This window comes from Alteromonas sp. 5NS40-0096, from assembly GCF_057544385.1.
This window is the reverse complement of sequence record NZ_BAAJLQ010000005.1, coordinates 303,036-329,015: the sequence shown is the minus strand read 5'-3', so window position 1 is coordinate 329,015 and position 25,980 is coordinate 303,036. Positions and strand designations below refer to the sequence as shown.

Here is a 25,980-nt window from a genome sequence, read left to right as displayed (position 1 = left end):
TAACCAAATCAACAAATGTATCGGTTTGTTACAGCATTTTTGTGCGCCGAATTCTGAATTCGGCGCGTTTCGGCCTTGTTTTATCAGCACTATGGAGAAATACACGAAAGAATGTACAAGGAAAAATTATGTCATCTATTGCGGTTACTCCACTGCGTGCGCTGAACATCAGTGTGAAGCTGTGGTTTCTTTTTGCCTTAACCGGGCAGCTAATGTTTGCGATATACATTGCATTTCGTTACGGGCTACCGGTGATCACTGGTCACTTAGAGCAGATGAATTTATCCACCCATATTACCGGTTATGTGGACGGTGATACTTCAGGTAATGGTATGTTGCTGATGCACATTTTCGGCGCTGCCATTCTGAGTACTTCAGGTATGTTGCAGCTAGTGCCATCATTGCGAACGCGCTATCCCAACGTGCACAAAATCAACGGCCGACTGTTTATGGCTTTAGGCTTGCTCGGCGCACTTAGTGGTTTGTATTTGACTTGGCTTAGAGGGACTAGACTAAGCGATATTGGTGCTATTGGAATTTCACTTAACGGAGTACTTATTATAGTAGCGATTTATTATGCTTGGCGTTACGCCATACAAAAGAATATCGCTCAACATATGCGCTGGGCAGTGCACGCCTTCTTTTTGGTCAATGCCGTATGGACACTGCGTTTGTTCTTGATGGCGTGGTATCTTACCACCCAAGGGCTGGGCAATAACCGAACACTTGATGGGCCTGCTGATATTGGACTGTCCTTCGCTTGCTACCTTTTACCGATGGGTTTAGCCGAGTTGTATTTTTGGGCAAAACGCCAACATGACTCTAGGCGACAATGGTGGGTTGTAGGCGCAATGAGTCTGGGGGCGATTATCACGTTAGTGGGCGTAACGGCAGCCATCACTGTCATGTGGTTACCGAGAATAGGTGTGGCAATCAACGCCTTATCAGCATAGCCATCATCGCTCGTTATCAGTAACGCTCAACTAATGGTTGGGCGTTAATCCTTTAACATTCTGATTAACGCCTTGCCCAAGCGCACATTCAGTGCGCCTGCCGCAACCGCTTCTGCTGAATTCTCGACAAGTTTAGCGCTGATTGAACCGCTGATTTGATTGGTAATTTCATCGGTAGCAATATCGAAAATACTTTGCGCCGCCACATTTTGTGCTAGTACTTTTAGCAAAGTCCAATTGCCTAGCGTCGCTGGCCTTAAACCAAACACCAGGGCTACTCTGCGAATGGTACGTAAGCTCACCCATACGATAGACAGTGTTTGTATCAACGCATTAGGGCTGATAAAGCTTACCGTACCTGCCATCATGGATTCTTTTTTCAAGACTTCATTCGCTTTTCTTTCGACACCCTGAAGCACTTGGGTTTGATACAACCCCATGATCTCTGTGGCAGACATATCTCGGTTGAGCGACGATTCAAACTGGGTATAACATCGATAAGCGTAACTGTTTTGGGTAAAACGTCCTGCGTGTTGTTTCAGCGCTTGGCGCAACGCTTGGCTATCACTGATTTTCTCGATGCTGGCGATAGACTGTTTCGGGCTAACAAATGTTTTTACTTGGAAATAGCCTTTCACTTCACGAGTCATCAACGCTAACAAGCTGGCAACGAAACCCGCTAAGACCGTACCTAAAAGAGACGCCGCAATAGGGTATTGGGCAAACCCTGTGACTATGCTTTGTACCGCGCTAAAAATCATGTACCCAAACAGGAATACCATCCCCAATGACAATGTTGCCCCCCACAATCCCATGCCAGTTTGGCGCTGTTCGTACTGCCAAGGTTCATCGGGTAACTTGGCGGGCATAGCCACGCTTTCGGGTTGTTGCTCGACGGGCGTTTGGGTAATTTTGGCGCGATAAGGTGATTCTGTCTGGTTGTGCATTTTTGCCTCCTAGTTCGCCAGCAAAAATTGAAATAAACGGTCCAAGCCTCGACCGTTTAACATACGGGCAAGGTGGTCTTTGGGTACATGCGCATCGAGGGTGGGAAAGTGCTCATCAGCGGCCATGTCTTGAAGCGTTGCGGGGATAGACTCAAACTCCGCTTCGATGTATTGCCCTTGTGACGATACAAATCGCAAGGCATTTTCATTGCTGCCTTTGTCCGTAGCTTGTATTGCCGATACCAAGAAATGTTCAAATTCAACAGATTGTTCTGCGAATTTTGCCCTTGCGCCTTCGGTGAGTTGAGTCAATAGCGATAGCATATTGCGCTTTTGGCTATGAGGCAGTAAATCCATTTTAGTGCCAACAAATGCCACTTTCGCAATCGCATTTTTGCGCAAAATTTTGCGACTAAACCAGTTTGGATTGCCATAAACAAACGTATCGGCTAGATGGCTTAAGGTCTCTTTCAGCTGATACAGGTGCTGCTTACTGTGATTGAGCCCCGCAAACAAGTCGACCAAGATAATCTGTTTGTCACACTCTTTAAAAACATCTCGTTTCAATGTCGTTAGCCACTCATTTTGAAAAGCTTGATATCGAGCTTGAAACGCCACTAACCAAGGATGAGACACGTCACTGGTCACTTTTGCCGGCAAGGGCGTAAAGCCACCAGCGCCCCAGTCAAAACCACTGTTCTCAAGTAAAAAGCTACCCGGCTGTAAAAGCGATAAACCCGCCTGCTTGGCATTGATTAAATACCCTCGATAACACTCTACCAACGCTTGAATCGCAGCTTCTGTCGGTGCTTGCTCAAAATCAAATTGCCGCGCAAATTCATGCCATGGCTGGGCAAAAGCAAGTTGTGGGTCACTCGCCTGTTGAGCCCACGCCGAATCAGACCACTGTTCATACGTTTTATTTAACATGGGTAAATCGGTGATCCACTCGCCAGGGTAGTCAACAAATTCGAACACCACATCGGTATAGGGCAGCACATACTGTTTTAGTCGATTGGTTTGTTTTAGCCTGACGATCAACTTAAACCCAAAAATGTGTTCAGTAGGTGAAGGCCACTGCCCTGCTTCCAACATAGCCAAATGCTCATCCAACGGAAACGCTTGATGTCCCTCTAAAGCTTCTATTCGCATCGACTCAACAAGTTCAACAGGTAAATATTCCAAAAGAGGGAGGCAGTTATAATTGTGTTCGCTGCGATACTTTAAAATTGTCATCAAACTCGTAAACAGCATAGATTTACCACTTCGACTCAGCCCTGTGATAGTAAACCTGTGTGTTTCTTTCAAAAACCAGTCATCCAATTGAGCCACGCCGAGGCGCGCCAACTTTTTTACCGGTTTTTTCATTTTGTTCAGCAATTGACTCATATCTCAGTTAACTAAGGCTATTTAGGTTTGACCAATAAACTAGACATAGTCATTAACACAGTCAAAAACAACTCGTGTTTACGGTTTGTTACACCTTTATCCAGTTTCTCTGGCTGAGTATTTACCAAAACTATTGACCTTGAACGCGCAATAACGGTCAATAGACAAGAGCGCTCAAATGAGCATGGAAAACAAGGACAGGCAATGAATACCGAAACGCGTCAGGCGTTAATTGATACCAGCTGGGATATGCACAGTAAAGTGGAAGAAAACTATCTGGCCAACCTCGCCAAAAAGGGCGACCCGCAATGGTTGGAGAAGCAACGCCTTTTGTTGGCAGATATGGCACTGCACTTATTGCAAACAGCGCTCAAGCCCGACGACATTGACACGTCAAAACTCGCCAATAACGTACATGCTATTTTAACGATTTCCGACCATTTTTTACCTCATGCAGAACTGCGTGAGGCGACAAAAAAACTCTATAAGGATGCGCCATGATAGTGGTCTATGGCATTGATAGCCATCTCAACCCAATAAAGGCGCAGTTATCGGATGCGATACACCATTGTATGCAAAAGGTGTTGGGCATGCCCGAAGACAAACGAGCGCATCGTTTTTTTCCTATGTCCAAGGACGATTTTTATTACCCAGGAGGTCGAAGCGACGCGTACACTGTTATTGAAATCAACATGATGGCAGGCCGTGAGCCCGACACGCAAAAGCGATTAATTAAAGCCCTATTTGAACATATAGAAAAGACACTTAACATCTCACCTGTTGATATTGAGATCACGATACAAGAGCAGGCCCCGTATCAATGGGGATTTCGGGGTATGACAGGCGATGAAGCGAATGACCTAACCTATAAGATCAAGGTCTGAAAAACACGTATCAAACCTGCGACCTTAATAACCGACACACAAACAAGGTTAGCCATGGGAGCCAAGCTCCCGTAAGCAAATTTGAGAGAGATAACAACCATGAAGCATGCCTATTTACGCTACGTATTTTCTGCGCTGATAATGGTATCGACCTATACCAGTGCGACTGCAAAACCCAACCTTTTGGACGAGCTTGAAAACTACCAAGTTAACTCGCCTCGAATGATAAGTTCTGGCTTGCCTACCAATGACCAATTTGCGCTATTGAAAGCCAATGGCGTCACATCTGTCATCGATCTAATCCCAGGCGATAGGAGTGCAGAAGCTGACTTTTTGCGGCAATTAAACCTCAATTACGTCAATATCCCCGTAGATTGGCACAATCCAACCCTAGCGAACTTTCAACAGTATGTCGCTGCGATGCAAGCCAGTTTTAATGAGCCTACTGGTATTACATTGACACACTGCAAATTGAATTGGCGTGGTGCGGTCTTTACCTATCTCTATCGCACCACTCAACTAGGCGTTGATGAACAAGAGGCAAAACAAGACTTGCTTGCGATTTGGCAACCCGATGAAACATGGCAAGCGTTTATCGATAAAGTAAAATCCCACTATACGCCCTAAGTCTTAGAGGTTGAGACGCCCCGTTCGACTAAGATGAAGGAATGATGTCTTCAATTTGAGCAGGATTAGCAATGTCACTTACCCTCGCTTTCGACGTTTACGGCACGCTGATTAACACGCACGGCGTGGTAGCGGCGTTATCGTCCATGGTCGGTACTGATGCCAACGCATTTTCGACACAATGGCGTGACAAGCAACTAGAATATGCCTTTCGTCGAGGTTTGATGAATCAATATGTCAGCTTTGCTCAGTGTACTGAGCAAGCCTTAGACTTCACATGCCAGCATTTTAAAACCCCGTTATCGCCATCCCAGCGCCGTGAGTTAATGGCGAGTTATCAAACACTGCCACCGTTTGACGATGTACGCCCAGCATTGAAAACGCTGCAGACCAGAGGAGTCACGCTATGTGCCTTCTCCAATGGCACAGCAGAGGCCGTCGAACAATTGCTTAATCATGCTCAGATCCTTGAGTTTTTTGACGATATTATCAGCGTTGATGATGTGCGGACCTTTAAGCCGAGTCCGGACGTGTATCACTATCTCATGCGTCGACGTGATAGCGTTGCCGACAATACATGGTTAATTTCGAGCAACCCCTTTGACGTCATTGGTGCCAACGCCTGTAATATTCAGACCGTTTGGGTAAAGCGGTCTGAATCTCAAGTGTTTGACCCTTGGGGGGTCAATCCCACCAAAATCGTTTCATCACTGGCGGGCATCGCCTCTATCAATTCGCCAATAACGTAGCGTTGAACTCTAGCCGGTTTTTTAAAGTCCCGGCTTTATCGACCAACTCAGTTTGAGAAATATCGCCTTGTTGATATTGAATCTCAAAGCGAATCAACGCGGCAATTTGTTCAAGAACTTTGATATAAAGTGCTGGATGCGATCGTGAACGATGCAGATTGATAACGAGTTCATTTAGATCACTCAAGGTACTTTCCGAAAGATTTTTGCTCACGATATTTTGAGTCAGCAAACTATCGATATACACCGGATATGGCGGAGGATTCTTGCTGTAAAATTGTGGCTTTAAAGCGTCCTTGTCATCGAGCTCCTGATAGAATTCGACCAACGCCTCGCTGTATTGATGACAGGTCTCGATAGACGCAATAGAAGCGTGCAACAACTTCACTACATCAGCCGTCTCTTTTTTGGCTTGCTCATAGTTTGAAATCAAAATAGCGATTAACACGCCAACGAGTGTCGCGATAAGGGTGAGAAAAAAATTCACCCCAAGGCTATAGCGCTCAGTGACGGTACGAAACCTCGGTAAAAAAACAAATGCACTGACAACAATTAGGCCAATGGTAATCAAGGCATAAAACATCTAAATCTCTTTATTCTTAATTGAAAACAACATGTTACGTAATGAAGAATACCAGTCTTTGAAATGGAAACCCACAATACTGTGTATAGAGGCCGAGTTTGCCTGTGATTTAACGAGCTTTTGCTATAGTAAAAGTAGGGCCGTGAACTAGGTGAGAGGCAATGTATCAAGAAGACGCAGCTGAATTTATTGAAAATGCCTCTGTGGGTGTCCATGCGGTGTCACCTGAAGGCATTGTGGTGTACGCCAATCAATGTGAGCTCGAGACGATGGGCTTTAACAAGGATGAATATGTGGGCCATCACGTTTCGGAGTTTCAGTTGGACAAAGAATGTCTTCAAGAAATGATGGAGCGATTGACTGAACTGGAAACACTGAAAAATTACCCAGCCATCGTACAGACCAAAAACGGCATCAAATACATTATTTATAACTCGAGCGTGTATTCGGAACACGGAGAGTTCATTCATACTCGGTGCTACGGTACGGAAGTGGAAAAAGAAATTTACGACGCGTATTACAAACTGTGGAAAGAAGCGCGGCAGTGTGGATAGCCGAGTGAAAAAGCAGGCTTCTGGAAGCCTGCTTTTCGGTTTTACACGGTTCGAGTTGCTATCGCAGGGGCAATACTGGCGGCTTTTTTGGCTGGGCCAAATGCGGCAAAAAGACCAACCAACCACAGCACAATCATCCCCACAGGGATGTATGTCCAATCAATGGTGTCCATTTCAAAGTTATTCACCAGGATGATGTTGAGTCCGACCGTCATAGCCGCCCCCAACAAAACGCCAACTGAAGTGATCATAAAGTTTTCAATCAAGAAGTAACGCACGATATCAGTTTGGCTTGCACCCAACGCGCGACGCGTGCCGATTTGTTTCTTGCGACGACTGACGCTGAAACTCGCTAAGCCAACGATACCCAACCCCGTCACTATGGTTAAAATCACCATCACCGTGGTGAGGATTTTAATCATGGCACTGTGCTGACGGTAACTGCGCTCGCGAGTCTCTTCAACCGAGTTCATATTGCGAATGATGCGGTCTTTGTTCCCTGACGCCAACGTATCTTCGATTTGCGGCATGAGTTTGTCACGCATACCCGGTTCCGTGCGAATATAATAGCGTGTCGACGTAAAGTTCATAAGCTCTGGGGCAAGCATCGCCTGTTCAAGGCTGCTCCACCCTACCCAAGGTGCCTGCAATTTGTCGATAACGCCTTTCACCAAAATGGGCTGTACTTCGCTAATATAAATGGTTTTACCCACAACTTGTTGGAAGGGAATATCGGGAAACAACGCTTCTGCCAGTGCTTGCGTGATAATAGCCGTGCTCGCCCACTTACTGTCTGAGGGCTCACGCCAGCGCACGTCTGTGGGTAAAAAGTTGTCCCCTGCCAACAATTCTACATCCAATGCTTCAAGGCCGTGCTCATCCACCATGTAGATAGCAGCACTTTGATCGTCTTTCCCTTCACCGGGTTCTACTTGCAAGCTCATTGACCAACCACCACCACTGATCGGAATGGCATTGATTTGCACAGCATCTTTAACGCCCGGGGTTTGACGAATCGTATTTAGGTCTTCTTGAACCACGGTTTTCGCATTGAAATCCGTAGCAAAACCAGTACTTGTGAGATAAAAGCTATTGGCTTCGTCAACGCCACTTGCACGGCCCATTAACTCGCTTCTCTCATTAATGATAAAAATGGCATTAACGATAATTGTCATGGTCACAGCAATCTGGATTGCTATGAGTATGGCACCCACTTTGTTTCGCGTCATCGCTCGCAAAATAGGGCCAATTTCTAATCGACTAAACATACCTTACACTCCCTATTGCGTTTTGAGTTGGCTGGCAGGTGCAATGTTACATGCTCGCCATGTTGGATAGAGGCCTGCGGCAATACTGGAAACTAACGCCAAACCGAACGCTATCATGACCAACGTGATATCCAAGCCGACTAAGTTCTGAACAAACTCACCATATAAGCTCTTAATCCCTTCAAGCCCCAGCATAGCTAGTCCAAGGCCAGCAATTCCGCCAGCTAAACCTATACATGCCGTTTCGATGAGATATTGAATAAAGATGTCTTGCTTGGATGCGCCAACGGCACGTCGCAGCCCGATTTCCGACGCTTTTCCATTAAACTTAGCTAGCAATAACCCTATGGTATTGAGCAAACAAACAATCAAAAACATAAAGGATAGCCACAGCATAATCTGGGCATCATCGGCCACTACGTTTTCATATTCCAACCAGGCCATGACGTCTGAAAGACGGTTGTTGAGCGGCCGCGGGAAACGTCCGAGAGACTTTTGCTCGTTGACATAATTGTCGAGAAAATTCATGTATGCCAAACGGTCACTGTCTGACGGTAATTCCACCCAAAACTGATAGTTCACACATTCAGAATTTAAAAATGCCTCGAACCCCTCACCTTCTGGCGTTTTCCAGCAATTAACGTTACCACCTGAATTAAGTTCTAACGGCTTTTTCAATTTGAAAGGCATGAAGACGTCTTCGGTTTCATCGAATGCGCCCGTGGTGACGTCATAGAATCGCGGCACTAATACCCACTCATCTAAAACGCCGACGACAGTAAAAGTGCGGCCGACAATTTTAATACTGCGACCTACCGAGTTTTCACCGCCAAATACTCTGTCGTTAATACGTTTACTCAACACTACTACTTGGCTGAGGTTATCGTCGTCTTCGCTCGACCAACCCGAACCATATAATAAAGGCGCGTCAAACATTGGGAAAAAGTCCGCGAACGCAAGACGAATACTGGCCATAAAAGGCTTTGCATCTGGGTCGTCGGGTTCGATAACACCACCTGATGATGAAATTGCCGTTTGACGAAACGCCGACTTGGCCGCCATTAGATTGTTCGCTTCGGTCCAGGTGACTTGGTCTGGCGGATCGTTGGGATCGCGAGCCGCATCGTGAGGGCTCCAGCTATCTAACTGAACATAGTACAAACGATCACTCTTTTGTGGGATCGGATCCGCTGACATCAAATAGGTCACTGTAATTGTGGTCATGCACGCACCGATACCAAGCGCAATCGCCGTCACCATCAGCGTCGACAAGATGGCATTGCGCTTAATGCTTTTCAGCGCGAGTCGCAAATAGTATGCAAACATATTGCCCCCTAGCCGTTCGCCAATTGTTGAATCGGTGCGTCAGATTGATCACTGACTTGGCCATCTCGCACAAAGATATTGCGTTTACATTGCTGGGCCAATTCGGGATCGTGGGTGACCATGACTATGGTTGTGCCCTGCTCATTAATCGATTGTAAAAGGCCCATAACGCTGTGGGCCATTTTAGTATCGAGATTCCCTGTAGGTTCGTCAGCCAGCAGAAAACGTGGTTCGCCTGCCAGTGCGCGAGCGATGGCCACCCTTTGCTGTTGTCCACCCGATAGCTGCGACGGTAAGTGTTTCATTCGATTGGCTAAGCCCACGACATCTAAGCTGTGTTCAATGCGCTCTTTGCGCTCGGCTCGACTGAATCCGCGATAGCGCAACGGGACATCAACATTGTCAAACAAGTTCAGGTCGGGGATCAGGTTGAAACTTTGAAAGATGAATCCAATTTTTTCATTTCTGACTTTGCTTCTGGCTTTATCTGACAAATGGCTCACACACTGGCCATCTAATTCATACTTGCCACCATCAAACGTTTCCAATAGCCCAGCAATATTCAAGAAAGTCGTTTTTCCTGAGCCCGATGGGCCGGTAACCGCAACGAAGTCGCCTTCGTCGACTTGTAAGTTAAAGTCTTTGAGCGCATGAGTTTCGACAAGATCTGTGCGAAACACTTTTTTAATGTTCGACATAGTAAACATGGAGTTCTCCTGGTCAGGGCGTTGTGCCAATGACATTGTTAGTTTTATTGAGTGATTAGCACTTGTTCAGCGCCTTTGAACTGGTCGGTCGCAGAAACCACTATGGTGTCACCAGCCGCTAAGCCGGCTACAACCTCGACATTGGCGAGACTGCGAGCACCCGTTTTTATTGCGGTTCGATAGGCGATATTGTCGCGAATGACATAGGCAATTCGGCCGCTGCCGCTTTCGAGGAACTGCCCGCGTTGTACCATGAGTACGTCGGCTTTATTTTCCATCAAAATACGGGTGGTCAAACGCTGGTTTTGACGTAATCCGGTGGGAGCTACTATCGGTAATCCATTTTCATCGAGGGTGGCAAAACGCACCCGACCGGTAACTTGATTGTTTTCGATCTCAGGCGAAATAGTTACCAGTTTAGCGAGGTGCGGTTTGCCATTGAGGGTGACATCAGCATCCATTCCTATAGACAGGTCATCGGCGTAACTCTCTGGGATCTGGACTTCTAATTCGAACTCAGATAAATCCACTACGCTCAGAATTGGTTGATTTTGCGTTACTTGGTTTTTTTGCTCTACGGTCAAATTACCGACCAAACCAGTAACAGGTGAGGTCACCGTAAGTTCGTTGACTTTGCGGGTCAGCTCTTCGACTAACAAAGATTGGCGTTGAGCTTGTAACTCACGAGTTTGCACTTCAAACGCTAAACTCTCTTTGTTGAGCTGTGCGTCTTGCTCGGCGTGTTGATGAACAAGTTTGGCATTTTCAAGGTCATCTTGAGCCTTTTCATAGTCTATTTGGCTGATGGATTTACTCTCATAGGCCTTATCCGCTCGACGCTTTTCTCGTTCTGCCGCTATCAGTGCAACCTTGGCCAAATCCACGGCTTTTTGGTCCTCAAGACGTTGTTTTTTGGACTTAATCTTCTCCCTATCTAGTGCCATTTTCAGCTCTTCAAAGCTCGCGCGCTCTTGCTTGAGCTGATTGGTGAGTTCTGGGCTTTCAATGGTTGCTAGTACTTGCCCTATCTCAACGGCATCGCCCGCATCCACCCTATACGTAATGGTGCCTTGAGCAGGGCTATACAGACGCGGGCTCACAGCCGCAACCACACGGCCTTGTACCGACAAGTCTCGTATGAAGTCACCACGCTCCACACTGGCAACGAGTAGCCGATCTCTTGCAACAGACATGTCGGCGCTAGACCAATTGGTTACAGCTGGCGCCAGTGTGGCAAACAACACCCCAGCAGCAACGACCAATGCGCCAACCAGAATAATGGGTTTATTATTTTTCGGACGAGCAAGAACGGTATCTTGCCCACTTGTATCTTCAATTTTCATGACAAATCCCTGAGATAAAAACAATCAGAGATCTAGTCGCAGCAAACAACAAAAGAGTTTAAAGGCTGTACAATATTTTTTATGCCGTTACACTTTTACGTCGCCAGACGAGGTAAAAAATCAGTATTTATACAAATAAATCATACAGTTAATGTAGTGCAGTTTTTTTCAGAAAAAAGTGTAACAACAGGGACACATCTTCGACTTAACAGGGACAACCATGCGTCAATTCATACTACTCATCGCTTTTTTAGCCTTTTCAAAGGCAAGTTTTTCAGACCCACGTGTTAGCGAAGATCTTCCTTCGACAATCAATGCCAACGATAAATTTTTGTTTTACTCTCATGGTTTCATTGTTGAGGGCACCAATACTAACCCTGTACACCCTCGATGGGGTGAGTATGACTTTCCAGCCATCAAAACTCACTTTTTATCATCAAGCTACCACCTTCTTGCCCGACACAGACCAAGTGGTATTGCTCCGAAACGCTACGCGGCAAAATTGGCCGCTGAAATTCAGCAGTTGCTTGATAATGGGGTACCTCCACAGCATATCGCAGTGATGGGCTTTTCACGTGGTGGGGCATTGTCAATATTAGCGACAGATATTGTCGCCAATAGCGACATCAACTTAATCGTGCTGGCGGGATGTGCTGGCCTTATCTCACAGAATCCCGACGTCGCACTCCGTGCAAACGTGCTTTCCATTTATGAAACCTCTGATCAAGTGGGCTCTTGCGAGTTTGTCAGACAGCGACAGTCAGTAGAATCCGCTTTTACCGAACATGCTATTAGCACCGGAAAAGAACACGGTGCTTTTTACCAACCTTATGATGCATGGACAAGTATTGTGAAAGCGTGGCTCGAACAGCAAGGCATCATGCCATAGTATCGCTTTTGTATATGTTGAGTGAATGACCTATGAGCAATAATCAGCACATTGCCAAGCTGAAAACTTGGTTTTCAGAAAACTTTATCCTGGTGTTTATTTACTTGTTTGCTTTGGTATTCATAGGCCTGTTTCTATTCGCACCCAGTTCGAGCCAACAGATGCGGATTTTAGAAGAAGAATTACGCGTGTATTTTCATTCTAACCAGCCCGATACCCCCGATGCAGGCCTACTGTTAACAGAAGCAAGGTATTATGACAGGTCGGCCGTTCTTAACTTCGAATATCGGCGCCCATCGGCACTGGCCGAAGACTTTGACAGAAAACTCTTAGCCATGCATTTTAAGGATTCACTTATAAGCAAAATATGCAGCAACCCTGTATTTGAGGACGCCTTAAATCAACCTTCGTTTAAGTACATTTCGGTAAACGTGAAAGACGTCACCAATGCCACATTCCCTCTGCAATTGACCAATATCAAAATCAGGAAAAAGCGTTGCGTTGATTGGTCGCCGCCCATAAGATAAATCGCATACTTGATGCATCGTCAAGTCAATCTATACTTAGGGTAATCCTGAATCCTCAAGGATGAGATATGCAGTTCACTCAAACACAAGCATTAGACGCTTACCACGCGTTGCATCACAAGCAAAACGCCCTACTTACAGCGGTTGGCGCACTTTGCGGATCCATTCCTGCGGGCTTTTTGTTTTATTGGTTCTCGTCTCTTGGGGGAGCCTTCATCATTTTACTGGTAGTGCCAAGTTTACTAATTGGGCTTTTCGCAAGGTTTATTGGCCACCCCTATGAACTTGCACCTCGGATTCCCGTAGCGTCGTTTGCGGCGGTAATGCATTGTATCGGTGTGATCGCTTTTGGTCTTCAACCTATGGTGTTGATTTTAGCGCCATGTTGTTTTCTGGTCGCATTAGGCACATCTAAAACGGGTATGAGCCCGCTAGAGCGATTTGCCGTAACTCAAGTAGAATTGGGTTATCTCTCGCTCAAGTCTGCACCGCAAAAAACAACGAAATAAAAGCAACCAACATTAAAATAAGAATGGTCTACACTGATAGCTCGGTAAATTTCGGGTCAAGGCAATGTTCGAACACGTTTTGGATTTTTGGTTTCGAGAGTTAACTACACAACAGTGGTGGGCAAAGGACCAAGCACTGGACGCAGTCATTACTGAGCGCTTCGGTCATTTACATTCAAAAGCGGCAAAAGGTGAGTTGTTTCACTGGCGTCATTCGGCTAAAGGGAGTCTCGCTGAGATTATCTTGCTCGACCAGTTTTCTCGTAATATGTATCGCGACACCCCACAAGCTTTCGCTTTCGATACCATTGCGCTGACACTGGCACAGCACGCCGTCGATAAAGGATTGGATTATGAGCTGTCTCAAGACGAGTGCTATTTTCTCTACATGCCATACATGCACAGTGAATCAACAGTAATACACGAACACGCTTTGACGCTGTTTGCAGCGTTAGGCGATCCAAACGGCCTCGAGTTTGAGCAAAAACACAAAGCCATTATTGACCGATTCGGGCGCTACCCACACCGCAATGATATCTTAGGTCGGCCTTCTACGGATGAAGAAAAGGCCTTTTTGCAGCAGCCAAATTCAGGTTTTTAATCCGATGTGGCGACAGACCGGAATTTGGGTTGATTGATAGCGATGGCTATCACGCCAAACGCCAATATCAGCATTGGATACCAACAATACGGCGAAATAGCCAACGGCGATATGCCTGCAATTGCAGCAGCACTGAGCAGCTGCGCACCATAAGGCACCAAACCTTGAAACCCACAAGAGAATACATCTAGCAAGCTAGCCGTGCGACGTGGGTCTACCTGGTACTCCTCATTTAAGTCTTTGGCAATGGGGCCCGCGGCGACAATAGCGATGGTATTGTTTGCTGTCGACACATCGAGAAAACTCACCAAGCCGGCAATACTAAACTCGGCGCCACGGCGGCTTTTTACCCGCTTAGTAAGCGTGTTAATCAGCCAGGTCATTCCGCCATATCGATGCATCAAGGCTACGATTCCACCAATGGTAATCGCGATCATAGCGAGTTCCTGCATCCATCCCATACCCTTTTGAATACTTTGCAGCATCGTTAAAAAGGTAAATACCCCCTCAAAGACGCCGACCGTCGCAGCGCTGGCAATGCCTAACGCCAATACCGCAATGACGTTAAGCCCCGCTAGGGCTGAAACGATGATAACGAGGTAAGGAAGAATACGAGAAAACTCGTAACTGGTGGTTTGGATAGATTCAGCGTTGTTCACATCCACAAATAACAACATACCGAGGGTGATAACCGAAGCCGGTATTGCGATACTCAAGTTAGCTTTGAATTTATCCGTGAGTTTGACGCCCTGACTGCGAGTTGCGGCAATCGTAGTATCCGAGACAAACGATAAGTTGTCGCCAAACATGGCTCCCCCTACCACAATCCCCAAAGCCAAAGGAATCGGAATACCTAAACTTTCTGCCAGTCCCACCCCTATGGGTGATAGGGAAGTAATAGTCCCCATGGAGGTTCCCATCGCGAAAGAGATAAAGCAGCAAATCAAAAATAGGCCGGGTAAAATCAAACTCGTAGGTACAAATTGCAACGCCATATTCACCGTGGCATCACGTGCACCGATATCGATAGTTAACGCGTAAAAAGCCCCTGCCAATAAAAAAATAAATACCAATAAAATGATGTTCTTTTCGCCGCCACCTTGGCAAAACAGTTGGATTTTCTCACTTGTTGACAGTTTTTCCCCTTTCGGATTAAGCAATAATGCAAAACCGGCACTGATGAAAAACGCCACCAGTATGGGCATGGCGGTAATCGTATCGGTAATGAAGCCCGTGGCTACAACCAGGCAGACAAACAATAATATCGGGGTCAATCCCCAAAAATTAGCACTGGATGTGTTCTCCACTTTAACTCCTTACCCAAAGTTTTTTTATAATAAAACGTGCAGCTTAATGACTAATGCAGTGATTACAAGAATTTATATTGCAACCACATTAAGAGCGAAGCAACTTGCCAATTTGTTGTAGTGGCGTAAAGTCATGATGATGACAGCTATAACCAGAAGGAACAAAGGCAAACTATGTCAGATGCATTATTCGTATACGGTACATTAGGGCCAGGCAAACCCAATGAACACATCATGTTAGCCATCGGTGGTGAATGGTTTGCGGGTCGAGTAAAAGGCCATCTTGTCAATGAAGGTTGGGGTGCAGAACAAGGCTGTCCCGCCATTATCCCCGCCCAGGATGGAGAATGGGTTGAAGGGCACATCTTTGTTTCAAACAACCTCAGCGCGCATTGGCAACAACTCGATGATTTTGAGGGTAGCGAATATACGCGCACATTGGTCGAAGTAGATATGGAAAACGCAGATAATTACCAAGCTTATATTTACGCACTGAATCGCTAATGCGGTAAGGCCTGAGCTATGATCTCTTTGAGACAGTATGTAAAAAGACGCAACGGCGTACCGCTGGGGGATAATCGATCTCTGCCAAATATGCTGCGCTATTCGCTGGGTGCGGGTACATTTGCCGAGTTCTGGCTGTATTGGAATCCCATTTGGGGTTATTACCTTGCCCGTTACATTCAGCGGCCACTACTCAAACTCCTTCCTCCCTCGGTAGCACTGATATTGACATTCGTTGTCAGTGGCGCCCTTCATGATTTGGCAATTTCTTTGGTTAAGCAAACTGTCTATGTGGTCTTCACACCTTGGTTCGGTGTAATGGCATTGGTGATTGTGTTAACACAAGCTCTCAAGCTATCGTATAGCGCTTTGCCGTGGCTATTCAGAGCAATCATTAATTCAGTCTTAATTGGTGCGTCTTTGGAAGCAGTTTTGGTTGTGAGTCAGTAGTACCAGTGGTAGCCTACCGCCAGAATGATTATCCCATCGAATAGGAGACAGGAGTGGAAGCAGCATTTTGGCAGCATAGGTGGCAGGTCAATCAAATCGGGTTTCATTTACCCAGCGCCAATCCACTCTTAACCAACAATTTCTCACACTTGAACATTGCCACTGGCTCACGGGTATTTGTGCCTATGTGTGGCAAAACCATCGACATTCACTGGCTACTAGCAAAGGGGTATTATGTAGTCGGGGTTGAATTAGTTGAAGACGCTATCGTTCAACTGTTTGAAGAGCTCGACATTACTCCCACCGTGACTGAACACAGCGAAATGCGTTTGTACCAGGGCCCAAACATCGATATATGGGTAGGTGATATTTTTCAATTGCCCATCGCTGAGATAGGCAGTATTGCCGCTGTCTACGACCGTGCCGCTTTGGTAGCACTTCCTGTAGATATGCGCTTAGATTATGTGAGTCTTATGACCAAGGTTTGCTCCGACTATCAATGCCCGCAACTATTAGTTACGTTCGAATATGATCAACGCCTAGCGGGTGGGCCACCCTTTTCAATCTCGCAAACTGACGTCGCCCAATACTATGACAATCGCTTTTCCATAGCCTTACTGCAAACCGCAGATGTAGAGGGTGGAATGAAAGGGAAATGCCCAGCACAAGAGTGTGTTTTCGCACTCATGCCGTTGTAGCGAGCGCCTCACGGTTACTCTCTCCTCTATGGAGCAAGTCCTTCAAGATACATTCAATACACAAGTGAGTGACGCCAGATATCGCACTGCCACGCTTGAGGTCGCAGTGCTCTCTAGCAGGTTATTCGCTCATATGGATTACGCTTCTGATACTTTTTCCTTCGTGCATCAGGTCAAAAGCCTCGTTGATATCCTTTAACCCCATTGTATGGGTAATGAACTCTTGTAAGCCAAATTCACCTGCCATATAGCGCTCTACGATTTCAGGCAGCTGTGAACGTCCTTTTACACCGCCGAAAGCACTTCCACGCCATACGCGGCCCGTAACAAGTTGGAACGGTCGAGTGGAAATTTCCTGTCCGGCACCCGCGACACCGATAATGACGGATTCTCCCCAACCTTTGTGACAACATTCTAACGCTTGACGCATGACATTCACGTTGCCGATACATTCAAACGAATAGTCCACCCCACCGTCTGTCATTTCAACAATCACATCTTGAATGGGTTTATCAGCGAGTTGAGGATTAATTAAATCTGTCGCACCAAGCTGCCGTGCAAGCTCAAATTTACTTTCGTTAATGTCTATACCTATGATGCGACTTGCGCCTGCCATACGCGCGCCAATAATGGCAGAAAGGCCAATACCGCCTAAACCAAAGATCGCGACCGTATCGCCAGCCTTGACCTTCGCCGTATTCAGCACGGCTCCCATGCCCGTTGTTACACCACACCCCAAAAGGCAAATTTCTTCGAGTGGAGCATCTTTACTCACTTTCGCCAACGAAATCTCTGGTAGCACGGTGAACTCAGAGAAAGTAGAACATCCCATATAGTGATAAATTGGTTTGCCATCCTTGTAAAAACGCGTGGTTCCATCTGGCATTAAACCTTTACCTTGGGTCTCACGAACGGCTTGGCAGAGATTCGTTTTCCCAGATTTACAAAACTTACATTCGCCACATTCTGCGGTGTAAAGGGGAATAACGTGATCGCCAACTTCAACACTTGTCACACCTTCTCCGACCATTTCAACAATCCCACCACCTTCATGGCCCAAAATAGCAGGAAAAATCCCCTCAGGGTCATCACCAGACAATGTGAAAGCATCAGTATGACAAACACCTGTGGCAACAATACGTACTAGCACTTCTCCCTTTTTCGGTAGTTGCACCTCTACCTCTTCCATTTTCAGAGGCTCGCCAGCAGCCCATGCTACCGCCGCTTTTGACTTGATGAACTCTTGGTCAGGTTTAATATCGAGTGACACCGCTTTTTCCTTTTTGGTTTTTCCGAACAATCAAACATGACTGAATCGGGAAAGTTGGAGATTGGATCTTGTTGGCGTCAAGTGTAGCGCCGTTACACATGATTGATAATCCAAGCATTTTGAAATACAGTTTTACATATATGTAATAATGTAGAAGACACTATCGCAGTGCGCTTTCAACAATCGTAAATGAGGCCATTCAATCGCATGGGAAATTGGGAAGGAGTAACCGAGTTTGTCGCCGTAGTTGACTCCCAGTCTTTCACCAAAGCGGCAAAAAAGCTCGATACTTCGGTCGCACAAGTTAGCCGGCGGGTGTCTGCGCTAGAGGATAGGCTAGCACTGAAGTTACTGCAAAGAACAACGAGAAAAGTGTCTGTTACTGAAGCGGGGCAGCTTTACTACCAACACTGCCGTAGCCTGGTGGAAGGGCTGGAAACTGCTGAACTGGCAGTAACCCAAATGCAAGCAACGCCCAAAGGGCTATTAAAGTTAACCGCGCCTGTGGCATATGGCGAGTCTCACATTGTGCCTTTGGTTAACCATTTTCTAGAATTGTACCCTCACGTAGATTTGGACTTAAATCTAACCAATCAAACCGTTGATTTACTTGAATCTGGTATTGATGTTGCCATTCGATTAGGACGACTGAACGATTCTGGACTGATTGCAAAGCGCCTTTCTTCACGACAATCATTTGTCTGCGCCACACCCAATTACTTACAAAAATATGGTACGCCGACAACGTTATCCGAACTCGAAAATTACAATTGTTTAGTCGGTGCTTCAGGTTATTGGCGCTTTAAAATCGACAACACTGAAACGTCCGTCAGAGTATCGGGCCGCATCAATTGTAACTCTGGCTATGCGCTACTGGACGCAGCGAAACGTGGTTTAGGATTGGTTCAATTACCGGAATACTATTTCACCGATGAGTTGACGTCGGGCGAACTAGTGGAAGTGCTCAGCGAATACCGAGATGAAAAAGAGGGAATTTTTGCGATTTATCCTCACAATAGACACCTTTCACCGAAAGTCAGACTACTGATTGATTTCTTGGCAGAAAAGTTAGAATAACGAAGATATGCAAAGCCAGCATAAACACTCAGTCTAGCGGTATTGGTAATTAACGTGTAATACACCTATACACTGGCGTGACTGTTATTGCTATTAGACGCTTACACGCAGAAACCAGAGCCACTTAATGCGTAGATTCATTATCTTATGGAATTGCAAAAACAAAAAATAACCCCACCCGCCTATTGAAAGTCACCCTTCCCCTTGAGTTTGCGCGTTTCCCCCTTAAGTTAACCCTAACGCACGGTAAAAAACGCCAACACTACAAGGACAGCAAATGACAACAACTAAACGGCTCTCAATAACGGAGCGGATTTCAAAAATTAATCAGTATCTTTTTTTGCTCGGTGCAATGCTATTGCTGTCCATTGCAGGCAAGGAGATATACAAAGACATCACTCGAGCAGGGTATGAACCACCGAAAATTGCATTGGTGGAAACAACAAGTGAGAACAAGGTTGTTGATATCAACTACTCAAAGCTTTTTAAAAGAAAAATCAACGACGTTTACGTTTTTTCAATCAAATCCGACAAAATAGTCCAGCCTGATCCAGGCGAAAATGACAGCACAGAAATAGTCAATATGTTCAGCGGCTCGACACAAAACGACATGATGACGGTTAATTTATTGTTTGCTCGAGAACAACAACGTCCAACACTGCTTTTCGAACACCACACCGTGATAACTGACTACTTTTTGTATGAAGACGCCCCCGACACGTATCAGTACGCGCTGGCAAAAAATGGCTACTTAATTGTTGATGACGACACCAATCAAGACGGCTATTTGAGCAGCGATGATCATCAAAATTTTTATATTTCAAACTATGACGGCTCGGCATTAACTCTCGTATTGAGTAATGTAGATTCTATGAATGTTGAAAACGACAACCTAGTGCACTTAAAACAAGGAACGGGTGTTGATGCCATAATCTACTTTTATCAAGTCGACATTGGCAAGTTAATCAAACTGGATACCAATTTGAGTGAAACAGTAGCAAAGTTGCGCTAAATGCGTCAAAAAGGTGCACTTGTTACAGGATTGCAACAGGCTGTTTACGCTGGAGAAAAATAGCGTAAAGCTAGCGCTACCATCCGTGTAAAACGGTTAAAACCACCAGCCCACGCACGAGTGCGAAGGGACAGTAACAGGACTATAATCGCGCCGTGTTCAATTGGCGGCCCGATTCATGCCTAAAAATTCTCATAGTGTTATCGAAGATGTCTTTGCGCTTCTGTGTGCAGGCCTGTTCGTTTCTTTTGGTATTTACTTGTTCAAAGCACAAGACCTGATGGTTGGCGGTGCTGCGGGTATGGCGTTGCTTGGTACTTATGTCAGTGATCTTAGCTTTGGTACCCTGTTCTTTTTGATCAATCTACCATTTTATGCGCTGGCTTGGACTCAAGTTGGCAAACGCTTTACGCTAAATACCTTCATTTCTGTCGCCACAGTCTCAGTGCTATCTGAATACGTGCACCTTTTCGTCGACATCACAGCGATCAACCCTATTTTTGCGGCCATCTTTGGCGGCTTGTTAATTGGTGTTGGCATGTTGATCATGTTTAGACATGCCTCTAGTCTGGGTGGTATCGGTATTATGGCTGTCTATCTTCAAGGCCGATTCGGTATAAAAGCGGGTGTGTTTCAGTTAACGGTTGATACCACTATTCTACTGTGCTCAGCGCTATTCGTGTCTTGGTACTTAGTACTCATCTCCGTATTAGCGGCCTTCTTTCTGAATATGGTTATCTCGTTAAACCACCGACCAGAACGTTACACTTTGCCAGCACGACCCGTATCCGACGACTCTCATGCTGACAGCCTTCAACCCCAAAACTAAGGCGCATTGACCTTCGCTACGCAATTTTGCATTGGTTTGAATGTCGTTTAGGCCACGCAGAGCGCCTGATACGCTGTTAGTCCTAATACACAACAGAAATGAAAAAGCCCGGCATTGCCGGGCTTGTCAAATACGTTAGCGCAAGAGTAGCGCATTACTCTGCTGGCTTGGGCGCCGGCTTTTGTGCGGGTCGGTTGACCACTGCACCTCGGTTAACTCTTGGTCTCGAGTAAGATGTACGCATCACAAAACTCCTATGTTGGTAACCTCTCCATTACAAGTTAACTCTGTCCGTATCCTTAGGACTGATGAGACTCTAGCGCACTGGTCGGACTTTGTCTTCTTTAGCTTGTGTATAACATCCTGCAATTACTGAGGGAAAGCTGTGGATAAGATCATTATACATTTCAAAAACATAAACTTAAAAATGCTTAGAATAAATTGTTAAGCAACTGTCATAAATATGTATAAAAACTGCATAAACACCGACATTATTGCTGGGTAATCTGGCGAATTGTTTGCTCAAGTTCATCGTAATGTGGATTCCATGTGAGGCGAGCAACTGGGTCGTCCTCATGCTGAGCGCCCCAAGCACCGTACCAAACACTTTCGGCCGATTCACATGCCTCTACTTTTGATTTAGACACGGTGTTTTCGCAATAGCGCTTTTCACCGAATCGTCCGTAGTAAGTGTTTGTCTCCGAAAATAACACGCTCATGTGAGACGCAGAAACGATACGCTGTTCGGGAATTGATGCAGGAAAAACCAACACTGAATCGCTTTTTGGTGACTCATCGCCATACCACACCATAGATGTACTCGGGTGAGTAAAATACGTATCCATTAGCTCAAAGGTCGATTGTGCATCGATGACGCTGTCGTCCTCGCTCATCACGACTAATGCTGGAACGGAGACGCCGTGTTGCTTGATTCGCTCTCTGACAGCAATGGCACTCTTCACATAGGCATCAGCGCCATTGGTTGCCGAAGATTGATAGCGTGCTAAATTATTTTCTTCTCCACGCCAGCCCCAATCGCGAACACTGGCGACCAACGGAGACAATCGTTCTAACACAGGTACTTTGGAGCGAAACCCCGGAGAAAAGAGTAACAACCCATCAATTGATGCATCGCCAATGGCATGATGAGTAACTAAATTAGCCCCAGTAGAAAACCCTCCCAACCACACGGTATCGTACTGTTCGCTCAACTTTGCTGCATAGTGATCAACGATCGTTTGCCAGTCTTGGTAGGTCGGTAACATCATGTCTTCAGGCTTACTACCGTGCCCGGGTAACAATAGGACTTCAACGTAGAACCCCATCTCGACAAGACTTGGAGCAATATCAGAAAACGAGTACGGTGAGTCAGCAAGTCCATGAACGAGCAATATGGCTTTTTCACTCGATTTATCCCCAAGCGCATAAGGTGCATTCATTGCCAATTCTTTGGCCGTATCATCGGTAATAAAGCGGCGATGTGTTTTCAGCCAATCATAAGTGACTTGCTGATATGCCTCGAAAGAAGGTTGAATATAGTCGTAATACTGTGGGCTTTGATTGAGCGGCATATTTGGCGCATTGATACTGCATGCACTCAACACTGAAAATAAAACAACAAGAAAAACTGAGCGCATGGCATCCCCAATATCGATAATTGGGGAGATTATAATCTATCGAGCTAAAAAGTAAACCAGCCAGTATACTTTATGCCGTGATTCGGGGAACCCTTGGCGATACGCGCGTCATGAGTTCATATGAAATCGTGCCGGCACATTGCGCTACTCGGTCGATACTGATGTGCTGCCCCCATAACTCAACACTGTCGCCAATGTTAACCTTATCTACCTGAGTGACATCCACTGTAATCATATCCATCGATACCCTGCCGACGAGTGGGCATTCAACGCCATTGACTAAAACGGGGGTGCCATTCGGACAATGACGAGGATAGCCGTCGGCGTAACCTATCCCAACGGTAGCAATGACTGATTCAGATTCTGCTCGCCAAACTTGACCATAACCTACCCCTTCACCCTTGGCTATTGTGCGAACGGCAAGCACCGATGAAGTTAACGTCATCGCGGGCAACAAGGGAATATCGCGTAATTGGTTATCCAGCATAGGTTCACCGCCGTAAACAGCAACGCCTACCCGATTCCAATCGCCATGGCTACAAGGCCACCCAATTGTCGCCGGTGAATTGGCAACACTGACTGGCATCTGCAAGCTATCCACCACGGATTTAAAGCGCGCTATTTGTTGTTGCGAAAATTCATTGTCGGTATCGTCTGCACAGGCTAGGTGCGTGACAAGCACAGAATCTCCGGTGAGCAAGTGAGCAAAATCCTTAGCCATTGCCAAGGTTTCACTGGGCGTAAAGCCCAATCGGTGCATACCACTATCCACCTTTAACCAAACAATAGGGGCGGTATCGCATTGCGAAGCCCATTCGAGCTGCTCGCGACAATGACAAACGAGAATACAGTTATTTTGCGAGGCTAGCTCGCAATCCGCTTGATCATGAGGCCCCTCGAGCACGACAACCGGACTATCGATTCCCGCATTGCGCAGTTCCATGGCTTCTTCTGTGATCGCCACCGCGTACATTTCAGACAAGCCTTGTAATGCCTTTGCCACCGCGACGGCGCCATGACCATAAGCATCAGCCTTGATCACAGCCATAGTTTTTCCGACCGTAGACAGACCCTGTAAACGGCGAAAATTCTCTTGAATTGCTGACGTATGAATGATGGCGTGGGTTTGTCTACTCACTCGACAATGGTACCTGAAGAAAAACGTCAGTGTACCACGGTTTCGATGTATTCACGCAATGCTAGATACGTTAGGTGTGAGGTTGTGTACAATGAAGCTAACTCTCACTGTGATTTGTTAGCGATGACCACCTCAAACACCCAAACCCTGCTCAATGAGCTCAAGCATCTCGTTTCCGAAGGGCGCAACCCTGAAACAATGAATATCGATCAGCTCTCAACGATCGACATGCTCAAAGCGATTAATCAACAAGATGCCTTGGTCGCGGGCGCAGTACACAACGCCCTGCCTCATATCGCCGACGCGGTTGATGCGATCACAAACGCGATTCAATCTGGCGGTAGATTAATCTACATGGGCGCAGGAACCAGCGGACGCCTTGGTATTCTCGATGCCGTTGAATGTCGCCCAACATTCTCTGTACCCGATGAGATGGTAGTTGGTTTAATCGCAGGTGGCGAAAAAGCAATACAACACGCCGTTGAAGGCGCAGAAGACGACACCACTATGGCGGTAAATGATCTAAAAAACATCAACCTAAGTGCTAAGGATGCACTCGTCGGGTTAACTGCCAGTGGCCGAACCCCCTACGTTATTGCTGGTCTTGAGTACGCCAAGTCACTCGGCTGTTTTACTGCATCAGTTGCCTGTAACCCGAATACCGCCGTCCTCACCCTCGCTGATGTTGGAATTTGCGCACAAGTAGGCCCTGAGTGTATTACTGGCTCTACTCGAATGAAATCAGGCACCGCTCAAAAGTTGGTGTTAAACATGCTCAGTAGTACGTGCATGATTAAATTGGGTAAGGTGTATCAAAATTTGATGGTTGATGTTAACGCAACAAATCACAAGCTAAGAGCCAGAGCGGTGCGCATTGTCATGCAAGCAACGCAATGTGATGACAAGACCGCGACCCAAGCCTTAAGTGAGGCCGACAATCAAGCTAAGCTAGCGATACTTATGATTTTAACTAACTTAGGTGTTGAAGAGGCAAGGTCTTTACTCACCGCCAATCAAGGCTATTTACAACGGGCACAGGATGCCACTAAAGCATGAGATTCATCACACTACTCATCCTAGTTTTTTCGAGCTTTCAAGCGTTGTCGATGACTGTCGGCGCCGATAGAAAAGAACGCTATTTACCGTGGTTGGCCGGCAAACGCGTCGCCCTCGTGGTCAACAGTACATCAATGACATCATCAGGGCACTTAGTCGACGCCTTGTTGGCTGAAAACATCAAGGTCACTAAGGTCTTTGCGCCTGAGCACGGCTTTCGAATTGACCAAGGTGCAGGCGCCACAATCAATGACAATATCGATAAACAAACAGGCTTGCCGATTGTATCCCTGTATGGGAAGACGAAAAAACCAACCCAAGACATGCTTCGTGATGTTGATGTCATTGTTTTTGATATTCAAGATGTGGGTGTGCGCTTCTATACCTATATCAGCACTATGCATTTAGTCATGGAAGCCGCCGCGCAATTTGACAAAACGGTCGTGGTATTGGACCGGCCTAACCCCAACGGGCCCTATGTTGACGGCCCAGTTCTCGAAGCGCCTTTTCGTTCTTTTGTGGGTAAACACCCCATCCCTGTATTACACGGCCTAACCGTCGGTGAGCTTGCCTTGATGATTAAAGGCGAAAATTGGATTAACCAGAGCGCATCTCTCGACCTCAAAGTGGTCCCCATTGCTGATTACACCAAAGCGATGCCTTACTCGCTACCGATTGCGCCAAGCCCTAACTTACCCGACGATCAAGCGATCGCACTCTACCCCTCTTTGTGCTTTTTTGAAGCTACAGCTGTCAGTGTTGGTAGAGGAACGCCAACCCCCTTTCGCATTTTTGGCCATGACACCGTGCCGCTTGGTACGTTTGCGTTTACCCCAAAAAGCATCCCGGGAAAATCACTCCACCCTAAGTTAAAAGGGAAGCAAGCACTGGGTAAAGATCTATCCCAATACCCAGCAAAGGGCTTAACACTGCGATGGCTGATTGAGGCGCAAAAGGCATTCAGTGAGCAACAGAAAACGCTTTTTACTCGGCCTGACTTTATGGACTTGCTCGCTGGCACAGACAAACTCCGAAAGGACATCGAATCAGGCCTGAGTGAATCGGCTATTCGAGCCAGCTGGAAGCAGCCCCTCTCCCAGTATCGAGAGCAAAGAAAACCGTATCTTCTTTACCCAGAGCAGTGAT

29 protein-coding genes are annotated in these 25,980 nt (G+C 46.3%); 18 read left to right on the top strand and 11 right to left on the bottom strand.

What is annotated here, in order from left to right:
- The first annotated feature begins 128 nt into the window (after positions 1-128).
- Entirely contained in the window at positions 129-953 is an 825-nt protein-coding gene (locus AC27G9_RS16515; RefSeq protein WP_487075572.1) for a DUF2306 domain-containing protein, read from the top strand.
- A 44-nt stretch (positions 954-997) separates the two neighbouring features.
- Here the strand turns inward: AC27G9_RS16515 and AC27G9_RS16510 are convergent, their stop codons facing one another.
- Together AC27G9_RS16510 and AC27G9_RS16505 are read right to left on the bottom strand one after the other, a co-directional pair.
- Positions 998-1,900, bottom strand: a complete 903-nt coding sequence (locus tag AC27G9_RS16510; RefSeq protein WP_487075571.1) for a DUF697 domain-containing protein — start codon at positions 1,898-1,900, stop codon at positions 998-1,000.
- A 9-nt stretch (positions 1,901-1,909) separates the two neighbouring features.
- Positions 1,910-3,268: a YcjX family protein gene (locus tag AC27G9_RS16505; RefSeq protein ID WP_487075570.1), complete on the bottom strand. Its 1,359-nt coding sequence runs from the start codon at positions 3,266-3,268 to the stop codon at positions 1,910-1,912.
- Between the two features lie 225 nt (positions 3,269-3,493).
- On the opposite strand from AC27G9_RS16505, the gene AC27G9_RS16500 reads away from it, so the two are divergent.
- The 4 genes from AC27G9_RS16500 (at position 3,494) to AC27G9_RS16485 (ending at position 5,549) form a co-directional block, all read left to right on the top strand.
- Positions 3,494-3,790, top strand: coding sequence for a hypothetical protein (locus AC27G9_RS16500; protein WP_487075569.1), 297 nt, complete (start codon positions 3,494-3,496; stop codon positions 3,788-3,790).
- On the top strand, positions 3,787-4,173 hold the full coding sequence (locus AC27G9_RS16495; protein ID WP_487075568.1) for a tautomerase family protein: 387 nt from the start codon (positions 3,787-3,789) through the stop codon (positions 4,171-4,173). The genes AC27G9_RS16500 and AC27G9_RS16495 overlap by 4 nt, the downstream gene beginning before the upstream one ends.
- A 99-nt stretch (positions 4,174-4,272) precedes the next feature.
- Positions 4,273-4,800: a protein tyrosine phosphatase family protein gene (locus AC27G9_RS16490; RefSeq protein WP_487075567.1), complete on the top strand. Its 528-nt coding sequence runs from the start codon at positions 4,273-4,275 to the stop codon at positions 4,798-4,800.
- Positions 4,801-4,871: 71 nt separating this feature from the next.
- Entirely contained in the window at positions 4,872-5,549 is a 678-nt protein-coding gene (locus AC27G9_RS16485; protein ID WP_487075566.1) for a haloacid dehalogenase type II, read from the top strand.
- Here AC27G9_RS16485 and AC27G9_RS16480 read toward each other — a convergent pair.
- Entirely contained in the window at positions 5,530-6,132 is a 603-nt protein-coding gene (locus AC27G9_RS16480) for a hypothetical protein (RefSeq protein WP_487075565.1), read from the bottom strand. The two genes, AC27G9_RS16485 and AC27G9_RS16480, sit on opposite strands and share 20 nt — an antisense overlap.
- A gap of 161 nt (positions 6,133-6,293) precedes the next feature.
- Between AC27G9_RS16480 and AC27G9_RS16475 the strand changes: the two genes are divergently transcribed.
- Positions 6,294-6,686 carry a PAS domain-containing protein gene (locus tag AC27G9_RS16475; RefSeq protein ID WP_487075564.1) on the top strand — a complete coding sequence of 131 codons (393 nt, stop codon included), beginning with the start codon at positions 6,294-6,296 and terminating at the stop codon, positions 6,684-6,686.
- A 41-nt stretch (positions 6,687-6,727) separates the two neighbouring features.
- On the opposite strand, the gene AC27G9_RS16470 is transcribed toward AC27G9_RS16475, so the two are convergent.
- From AC27G9_RS16470 to AC27G9_RS16455, 4 genes are read right to left on the bottom strand one after another with little or no spacing between them, the layout of a single operon-like run.
- Positions 6,728-7,954: an ABC transporter permease gene (locus tag AC27G9_RS16470; RefSeq protein WP_487075563.1), complete on the bottom strand. Its 1,227-nt coding sequence runs from the start codon at positions 7,952-7,954 to the stop codon at positions 6,728-6,730.
- A gap of 12 nt (positions 7,955-7,966) precedes the next feature.
- On the bottom strand, positions 7,967-9,280 hold the full coding sequence (locus tag AC27G9_RS16465) for an ABC transporter permease (protein ID WP_487075562.1): 1,314 nt from the start codon (positions 9,278-9,280) through the stop codon (positions 7,967-7,969).
- Positions 9,281-9,288: 8 nt separating this feature from the next.
- Positions 9,289-9,987, bottom strand: coding sequence for an ABC transporter ATP-binding protein (locus AC27G9_RS16460; protein WP_487075561.1), 699 nt, complete (start codon positions 9,985-9,987; stop codon positions 9,289-9,291).
- A gap of 44 nt (positions 9,988-10,031) precedes the next feature.
- Positions 10,032-11,330 carry an efflux RND transporter periplasmic adaptor subunit gene (locus AC27G9_RS16455; protein WP_487075560.1) on the bottom strand — a complete coding sequence of 433 codons (1,299 nt, stop codon included), beginning with the start codon at positions 11,328-11,330 and terminating at the stop codon, positions 10,032-10,034.
- Positions 11,331-11,550: 220 nt separating this feature from the next.
- On the opposite strand from AC27G9_RS16455, the gene AC27G9_RS16450 reads away from it, so the two are divergent.
- The 4 genes from AC27G9_RS16450 (at position 11,551) to AC27G9_RS16435 (ending at position 13,856) form a co-directional block, all read left to right on the top strand.
- Positions 11,551-12,219 carry an alpha/beta hydrolase gene (locus AC27G9_RS16450; protein WP_487075559.1) on the top strand — a complete coding sequence of 223 codons (669 nt, stop codon included), beginning with the start codon at positions 11,551-11,553 and terminating at the stop codon, positions 12,217-12,219.
- 32 nt (positions 12,220-12,251) lie between these two features.
- The gene (locus AC27G9_RS16445; protein ID WP_487075558.1) at positions 12,252-12,746 is read left to right on the top strand and encodes a hypothetical protein; all 495 of its coding nucleotides are present in this window, start codon (positions 12,252-12,254) and stop codon (positions 12,744-12,746) included.
- Between the two features lie 68 nt (positions 12,747-12,814).
- Positions 12,815-13,255: a hypothetical protein gene (locus tag AC27G9_RS16440; RefSeq protein WP_487075557.1), complete on the top strand. Its 441-nt coding sequence runs from the start codon at positions 12,815-12,817 to the stop codon at positions 13,253-13,255.
- A gap of 64 nt (positions 13,256-13,319) precedes the next feature.
- On the top strand, positions 13,320-13,856 hold the full coding sequence (locus tag AC27G9_RS16435; protein ID WP_487075556.1) for a DUF924 family protein: 537 nt from the start codon (positions 13,320-13,322) through the stop codon (positions 13,854-13,856).
- Here AC27G9_RS16435 and AC27G9_RS16430 read toward each other — a convergent pair.
- Complete coding sequence (locus AC27G9_RS16430; protein ID WP_487075555.1) at positions 13,853-15,163, bottom strand: Na+/H+ antiporter NhaC family protein; 1,311 nt, start codon at positions 15,161-15,163, stop codon at positions 13,853-13,855. The two genes, AC27G9_RS16435 and AC27G9_RS16430, sit on opposite strands and share 4 nt — an antisense overlap.
- Positions 15,164-15,337: 174 nt before the next feature.
- Between AC27G9_RS16430 and AC27G9_RS16425 the strand changes: the two genes are divergently transcribed.
- Genes AC27G9_RS16425 through tmpT form a run of 3 tightly spaced genes read left to right on the top strand, consistent with a single transcriptional unit; the run spans position 15,338 to position 16,815 of the window.
- A complete protein-coding gene (locus AC27G9_RS16425; RefSeq protein ID WP_487075554.1) occupies positions 15,338-15,667 on the top strand; it encodes a gamma-glutamylcyclotransferase family protein in 330 nt (109 codons plus the stop codon).
- Between the two features lie 18 nt (positions 15,668-15,685).
- Entirely contained in the window at positions 15,686-16,117 is a 432-nt protein-coding gene (locus tag AC27G9_RS16420; RefSeq protein ID WP_487075553.1) for an acyltransferase, read from the top strand.
- Positions 16,118-16,170: 53 nt separating this feature from the next.
- On the top strand, positions 16,171-16,815 hold the full coding sequence (gene tmpT / locus AC27G9_RS16415; RefSeq protein WP_487075552.1) for a thiopurine S-methyltransferase: 645 nt from the start codon (positions 16,171-16,173) through the stop codon (positions 16,813-16,815).
- Between the two features lie 121 nt (positions 16,816-16,936).
- On the opposite strand, the gene AC27G9_RS16410 is transcribed toward tmpT, so the two are convergent.
- Positions 16,937-18,085, bottom strand: coding sequence for an S-(hydroxymethyl)glutathione dehydrogenase/class III alcohol dehydrogenase (locus tag AC27G9_RS16410; protein WP_487075551.1), 1,149 nt, complete (start codon positions 18,083-18,085; stop codon positions 16,937-16,939).
- A gap of 207 nt (positions 18,086-18,292) precedes the next feature.
- Between AC27G9_RS16410 and AC27G9_RS16405 the strand changes: the two genes are divergently transcribed.
- The 3 genes from AC27G9_RS16405 (at position 18,293) to AC27G9_RS16395 (ending at position 21,003) form a co-directional block, all read left to right on the top strand.
- Complete coding sequence (locus AC27G9_RS16405) at positions 18,293-19,162, top strand: LysR family transcriptional regulator (RefSeq protein WP_487075550.1); 870 nt, start codon at positions 18,293-18,295, stop codon at positions 19,160-19,162.
- 277 nt (positions 19,163-19,439) lie between these two features.
- Entirely contained in the window at positions 19,440-20,174 is a 735-nt protein-coding gene (locus AC27G9_RS16400) for a hypothetical protein (RefSeq protein WP_487075549.1), read from the top strand.
- Between the two features lie 178 nt (positions 20,175-20,352).
- Complete coding sequence (locus AC27G9_RS16395) at positions 20,353-21,003, top strand: YitT family protein (RefSeq protein ID WP_487075548.1); 651 nt, start codon at positions 20,353-20,355, stop codon at positions 21,001-21,003.
- A 491-nt stretch (positions 21,004-21,494) separates the two neighbouring features.
- Here AC27G9_RS16395 and AC27G9_RS16390 read toward each other — a convergent pair whose 3' ends face one another.
- Both AC27G9_RS16390 and alr read right to left on the bottom strand, forming a co-directional pair.
- A complete protein-coding gene (locus tag AC27G9_RS16390) occupies positions 21,495-22,640 on the bottom strand; it encodes an alpha/beta hydrolase (protein ID WP_487075547.1) in 1,146 nt (381 codons plus the stop codon).
- Between the two features lie 70 nt (positions 22,641-22,710).
- A complete protein-coding gene (gene alr / locus AC27G9_RS16385) occupies positions 22,711-23,778 on the bottom strand; it encodes an alanine racemase (RefSeq protein ID WP_487075546.1) in 1,068 nt (355 codons plus the stop codon).
- A gap of 123 nt (positions 23,779-23,901) precedes the next feature.
- Here alr and murQ point away from each other — a divergent pair, with 123 nt between their 5' ends.
- Both murQ and AC27G9_RS16375 read left to right on the top strand, forming a co-directional pair.
- Positions 23,902-24,834 carry an N-acetylmuramic acid 6-phosphate etherase gene (murQ, locus tag AC27G9_RS16380; RefSeq protein ID WP_487075630.1) on the top strand — a complete coding sequence of 311 codons (933 nt, stop codon included), beginning with the start codon at positions 23,902-23,904 and terminating at the stop codon, positions 24,832-24,834.
- The gene (locus tag AC27G9_RS16375) at positions 24,831-25,979 is read left to right on the top strand and encodes an exo-beta-N-acetylmuramidase NamZ family protein (protein ID WP_487075545.1); all 1,149 of its coding nucleotides are present in this window, start codon (positions 24,831-24,833) and stop codon (positions 25,977-25,979) included. The genes murQ and AC27G9_RS16375 overlap by 4 nt, the downstream gene beginning before the upstream one ends.
- Position 25,980: the final 1 nt, after the last annotated feature.

What these genes read in the sequence shown, in the direction of transcription:
- AC27G9_RS16505 (WP_487075570.1), bottom strand. Translation starts at nt 3,268, where the DNA reads ATGAAAAAACCGGTAAAAAAGTTGGCGCGCCTCGGCGTGGCTCAATTG.
- AC27G9_RS16375 (WP_487075545.1), top strand. Translation starts at nt 24,831, where the DNA reads ATGAGATTCATCACACTACTCATCCTAGTTTTTTCGAGCTTTCAAGCG.
- AC27G9_RS16510 (WP_487075571.1), bottom strand. Translation starts at nt 1,900, where the DNA reads ATGCACAACCAGACAGAATCACCTTATCGCGCCAAAATTACCCAAACG.
- AC27G9_RS16515 (WP_487075572.1), top strand. Translation starts at nt 129, where the DNA reads ATGTCATCTATTGCGGTTACTCCACTGCGTGCGCTGAACATCAGTGTG.
- AC27G9_RS16425 (WP_487075554.1), top strand. Translation starts at nt 15,338, where the DNA reads ATGTCAGATGCATTATTCGTATACGGTACATTAGGGCCAGGCAAACCC.
- AC27G9_RS16475 (WP_487075564.1), top strand. Translation starts at nt 6,294, where the DNA reads ATGTATCAAGAAGACGCAGCTGAATTTATTGAAAATGCCTCTGTGGGT.
- AC27G9_RS16435 (WP_487075556.1), top strand. Translation starts at nt 13,320, where the DNA reads ATGTTCGAACACGTTTTGGATTTTTGGTTTCGAGAGTTAACTACACAA.
- AC27G9_RS16440 (WP_487075557.1), top strand. Translation starts at nt 12,815, where the DNA reads ATGCAGTTCACTCAAACACAAGCATTAGACGCTTACCACGCGTTGCAT.
- AC27G9_RS16495 (WP_487075568.1), top strand. Translation starts at nt 3,787, where the DNA reads ATGATAGTGGTCTATGGCATTGATAGCCATCTCAACCCAATAAAGGCG.
- AC27G9_RS16390 (WP_487075547.1), bottom strand. Translation starts at nt 22,640, where the DNA reads ATGCGCTCAGTTTTTCTTGTTGTTTTATTTTCAGTGTTGAGTGCATGC.
- AC27G9_RS16500 (WP_487075569.1), top strand. Translation starts at nt 3,494, where the DNA reads ATGAATACCGAAACGCGTCAGGCGTTAATTGATACCAGCTGGGATATG.
- AC27G9_RS16465 (WP_487075562.1), bottom strand. Translation starts at nt 9,280, where the DNA reads ATGTTTGCATACTATTTGCGACTCGCGCTGAAAAGCATTAAGCGCAAT.
- AC27G9_RS16400 (WP_487075549.1), top strand. Translation starts at nt 19,440, where the DNA reads ATGACAACAACTAAACGGCTCTCAATAACGGAGCGGATTTCAAAAATT.
- AC27G9_RS16455 (WP_487075560.1), bottom strand. Translation starts at nt 11,330, where the DNA reads ATGAAAATTGAAGATACAAGTGGGCAAGATACCGTTCTTGCTCGTCCG.
- AC27G9_RS16490 (WP_487075567.1), top strand. Translation starts at nt 4,273, where the DNA reads ATGAAGCATGCCTATTTACGCTACGTATTTTCTGCGCTGATAATGGTA.
- AC27G9_RS16420 (WP_487075553.1), top strand. Translation starts at nt 15,686, where the DNA reads ATGATCTCTTTGAGACAGTATGTAAAAAGACGCAACGGCGTACCGCTG.
- AC27G9_RS16470 (WP_487075563.1), bottom strand. Translation starts at nt 7,954, where the DNA reads ATGTTTAGTCGATTAGAAATTGGCCCTATTTTGCGAGCGATGACGCGA.
- AC27G9_RS16445 (WP_487075558.1), top strand. Translation starts at nt 12,252, where the DNA reads ATGAGCAATAATCAGCACATTGCCAAGCTGAAAACTTGGTTTTCAGAA.
- AC27G9_RS16460 (WP_487075561.1), bottom strand. Translation starts at nt 9,987, where the DNA reads ATGTTTACTATGTCGAACATTAAAAAAGTGTTTCGCACAGATCTTGTC.
- AC27G9_RS16395 (WP_487075548.1), top strand. Translation starts at nt 20,353, where the DNA reads ATGCCTAAAAATTCTCATAGTGTTATCGAAGATGTCTTTGCGCTTCTG.
- AC27G9_RS16405 (WP_487075550.1), top strand. Translation starts at nt 18,293, where the DNA reads ATGGGAAATTGGGAAGGAGTAACCGAGTTTGTCGCCGTAGTTGACTCC.
- AC27G9_RS16450 (WP_487075559.1), top strand. Translation starts at nt 11,551, where the DNA reads ATGCGTCAATTCATACTACTCATCGCTTTTTTAGCCTTTTCAAAGGCA.
- AC27G9_RS16480 (WP_487075565.1), bottom strand. Translation starts at nt 6,132, where the DNA reads ATGTTTTATGCCTTGATTACCATTGGCCTAATTGTTGTCAGTGCATTT.
- murQ (WP_487075630.1), top strand. Translation starts at nt 23,902, where the DNA reads ATGACCACCTCAAACACCCAAACCCTGCTCAATGAGCTCAAGCATCTC.
- AC27G9_RS16485 (WP_487075566.1), top strand. Translation starts at nt 4,872, where the DNA reads ATGTCACTTACCCTCGCTTTCGACGTTTACGGCACGCTGATTAACACG.